5 protein-coding genes are annotated in these 3,090 nt (G+C 70.3%); 3 read left to right on the forward strand and 2 right to left on the reverse strand.

Translation table 11 applies throughout. The annotated features are described in order from the left end of the window. On the reverse strand, window positions 1-193 hold a 193-nt coding region (locus G6017_RS09365), incomplete at its 3' end, for an alpha/beta fold hydrolase (RefSeq protein ID WP_524536274.1). 78 nt (window positions 194-271) lie between these two features. On the opposite strand from G6017_RS09365, the gene G6017_RS09370 reads away from it, so the two are divergent. From G6017_RS09370 to G6017_RS09380, 3 genes are all read left to right on the forward strand, one after another. Next, window positions 272-721: a limonene-1,2-epoxide hydrolase family protein gene (locus tag G6017_RS09370; RefSeq protein ID WP_182617088.1), complete on the forward strand. Its 450-nt coding sequence runs from the start codon at window positions 272-274 to the stop codon at window positions 719-721. Between the two features lie 33 nt (window positions 722-754). Further along, window positions 755-1,534, forward strand: a complete 780-nt coding sequence (locus G6017_RS09375) for an SDR family NAD(P)-dependent oxidoreductase (protein WP_182617090.1) — start codon at window positions 755-757, stop codon at window positions 1,532-1,534. Window positions 1,535-1,723: 189 nt separating this feature from the next. Next, window positions 1,724-2,266, forward strand: coding sequence for a ferritin (locus G6017_RS09380; RefSeq protein WP_017837790.1), 543 nt, complete (start codon window positions 1,724-1,726; stop codon window positions 2,264-2,266). A gap of 52 nt (window positions 2,267-2,318) precedes the next feature. On the opposite strand, the gene G6017_RS09385 is transcribed toward G6017_RS09380, so the two are convergent. Next, window positions 2,319-2,897, reverse strand: coding sequence for a dihydrofolate reductase family protein (locus G6017_RS09385; RefSeq protein WP_182617092.1), 579 nt, complete (start codon window positions 2,895-2,897; stop codon window positions 2,319-2,321). Window positions 2,898-3,090 lie beyond the last annotated feature (193 nt).

A 3,090-nucleotide genomic window follows, 5' to 3' on the forward strand; every position in this document is an offset into this window, starting at 1 on the left:
CCACCACCCGGAACCGCGCGGCCAGCGCGTCGAGCAGGTCCGGCCCCCAGCAGGCGCTCGACTGGGCCCAGCCGTGGACCAGCACCAGCGGGCGGGCGGCGGGGTCGCCGAGGACGCGGTAGGCGATGACGGTGCCGTCGGAGGAGACGGCGGACGAGACGGCGGGTGTGGGTGCAGAGTTCATGGGACTCATCGTGCCAGCCGCACATGAGTCGGCCGGGGCCGAGCGTTCCGGCCACACAAGCCGGACCGGGGCGGCTACCGTGGTCCAATGGCAACCACCACCACCCAGATCGACTCCGACGTCGTGGTCCGCACCTTCTTCGACGCCCTCGTCTCGAGCGACGTCACCGCCGCCGCCGACCTGTTGGCCGACGACGTGTGGTGGGCCAACATCGGGCTCCCCACCATCCGGGGTAAGCGCGACGTGGTCAAGGCGCTGTCGGCCATGGGCGCCACCGTGGACTTCGACGCGGAGATCCACCACCTCGCCGTGGGCGCACCGGCGGACCCGACCACCCCAGGCTCCCCCGCCATCGTGCTCACCGAACGCACCGACTACCTGGGACTCGGGCGATTCCGCTGCGGTTTCTGGGTCTGCGGACGCCTCGAGGTCCGCGACGGCCTCGTCTGCGGCTGGCAGGACTACTTCTCCAAGTCCGACATGGCCCTCGGCACGGTGCGCGGGCTGGTGGGGATGATCACCGGACGGGGTCGCTGAACTCGTCGTCGTCGAGCACCTAGTCTCTGGGACATGAGCTTCGATCACCCCGCCGCCCGTGAACGCCTGGCCGACCTCCCCTCCGACACCCGCATCGCGGTGGTGACCGGCGCCTCCTCCGGGATCGGCGAGGCCACCGCGCGCGAACTCGCGGGGCTGGGGTTCCACGTGGTCGTCGGCGCCCGGCGACTCGACCGGCTGCAGGCGCTCGCGGACGAGATCGGCGGCACCGCCATGCCCCTGGACGTGACCGATCCCGCCTCGTGCGAGGCGTTCTGCGCGGCCGTCCCCCGGCTCCACGTGCTGGTCAACAACGCCGGCGGCGCCAAGGGCACGACCACCGTCATGGACGCCGACGAGGAGCAGTGGCGGTGGATGTGGGAGACCAACGTCCTGGGCACTCTTCGGCTCGTGCGCGGCCTCATGCCGGTGCTCGTGGAGACCGGCGACGGCCTGGTGGTGACCATCACCTCGATCGCCGCGCTGGAGTCCTACGACAAGGGCAGCGGCTACACCACCGCCAAGCACGCGCAGGCCGTGCTGCACCGGACGCTGCGCGGGGAGCACCTGGGCCAACCCGTGCGGTTCACCGAGATCGCGCCCGGCATGGTGGAGACCGAGTTCTCGCTCGTGCGGTTCGACGGCGACGACGACAAGGCCGGCGCCGTCTACCAGGGATTGACCCCCATGGTCGCACGCGACATCGCCGAGATCGTGGGGTTCGTGGCGAGCCGGCCGTCACACGTCAACCTGGACCAGATCGTGGTCAAGCCGCGGGACCAGCACTCGGCCATGCGGGCCCACAGGCGCTGAGCGGTACGGTCCCGCGGTGGCGCGGGACCCCGTTGGCAGGTCCCGCCGACAAGGCCAGGCTTACCGATGTTCGGTTAGCCTTACTGACCTGGTAAAACGCTGTGGCCAGCCCTACTCTGGGAGCCCTGGGGCGCAACATGCCCCGGGCGAGTCTCGACGTCCGTCGAGGTCCCCGAGAGGAAGGGTGCCATGATCATGGCCAAGAAGTCTTCGTCGTTCACCGAACTCCTGTCCGCGCAGGTCGGCCACGAGTTCGCCGCGAGCCAGCAGTACATCGCGATCGCCGTGTGGGCCGACGCCAAGGATCTGCCCCAGCTCGCCGGACGCTTCTACCAGCACAGCCTCGGCGAGCGGAACCACGCCATGATGATGGTCCAGTACATGCTCGACCGCGACATCCCGGTGACCATCCCGGCCGTGCCCGGCCCGCAGGCCGAGTTCGAGGGCCCCGTCGCCGCGCTGCGGTACGCCCTCGAGCAGGAGAGGCAGGTCACCCGTCAGATCGAGTCGCTCTTCCAGGCGGCCCGTGCCGAGTCCGACCCGCTGGGCGAGCAGTTCATGCTGTGGTTCCTCCGCGAGCAGGTCGAGGAGGTCGCCAACATGAGCACGCTGGTGGCGATCGCCGAGCGCGCCAACGACGACTGGTTCCGGATCGAGGAGTACCTCGCGCGCGAGACCGACTCGTCCTCCAACACCGGCACCCCGCCCGCGGTCGCCGGCGGCGCCGTCTGACCGGACCCACAGGGTCCGGCGACCGGGAGCGGGTGGGGCAGGCGCGGGCGGGTCAGGCGCGGGTGTACTCCACGTAGCTCACCCCGCTGTCGAACCCGATCCGCCGGTGCGTGACCAGGGGCCGCGCACCGGTGGACCCGGCGATCAGCGGTCGCCCCCGGCCGATCACCACCGGATTGACCTTGAGCCGGAACTCGTCGATCTCGTCCACCAACGCCGCCGCCAGTTCCCCGCCACCGCACAACCAGATGTCGAGCGGGGAGCTCTCCGACTTGAGCCGGCGGACCAGAGTGACGGGGTCCTCGTTCGAGGCCGTGAGCCCCACCTCCGTCGGCAGATCACCCGGCCGATGAGTCACCACGTACTGGCGGAGGTGCGGGTAACCGCTGGCCAGACCCTCGTCTACCGCGACCTGATGGGTGGACCGGCCCAGCAGAACCGTGTCGAACACGCGTGGGCCGGTCCCCGCGAGACCGATCGCGCCGCGGACGTGACCGGGGATCGTCTCCGGGTAGTGCTCGATGAGCCAGGCCATGTGGTCGCCTTCGAGCGGGAAGAAGTCCGTCCGTCCATCGGGGTCCGCGATGAACCCGTCGGCGGTGACGGCGATGTAGTAGATGAGCTTGCGCATGGATGAGTCCCTCCGTGGTCTGCGATCGGGTGACGTGGGGTGGGGTCAGCCGAGCCGGATCACGTCGTCCACCCCCACCCGGTCGCAGAAGCCCTCGTCGTGGCTCACCAGGAGCAGGGCCCCGCGCCACTGGGCGAGAGCGTCGGCGAGCACCTCCACGCCGGCGAGGTCGAGGTTGTTGGTGGGCTCGTCC

The sequence above is a fragment of the Dietzia sp. B44 genome, assembly GCF_014145245.1.
GTDB classification, from domain to species: domain Bacteria; phylum Actinomycetota; class Actinomycetes; order Mycobacteriales; family Mycobacteriaceae; genus Dietzia; species Dietzia natronolimnaea.

Coding starts and splice junctions, on each gene's coding strand:
- G6017_RS09375 (WP_182617090.1), top strand. CDS start 755: ATGAGCTTCGATCACCCCGCCGCCCGTGAACGCCTGGCCGACCTCCCC.
- G6017_RS09380 (WP_017837790.1), top strand. CDS start 1,724: ATGATCATGGCCAAGAAGTCTTCGTCGTTCACCGAACTCCTGTCCGCG.
- G6017_RS09385 (WP_182617092.1), bottom strand. CDS start 2,897: ATGCGCAAGCTCATCTACTACATCGCCGTCACCGCCGACGGGTTCATC.
- G6017_RS09370 (WP_182617088.1), top strand. CDS start 272: ATGGCAACCACCACCACCCAGATCGACTCCGACGTCGTGGTCCGCACC.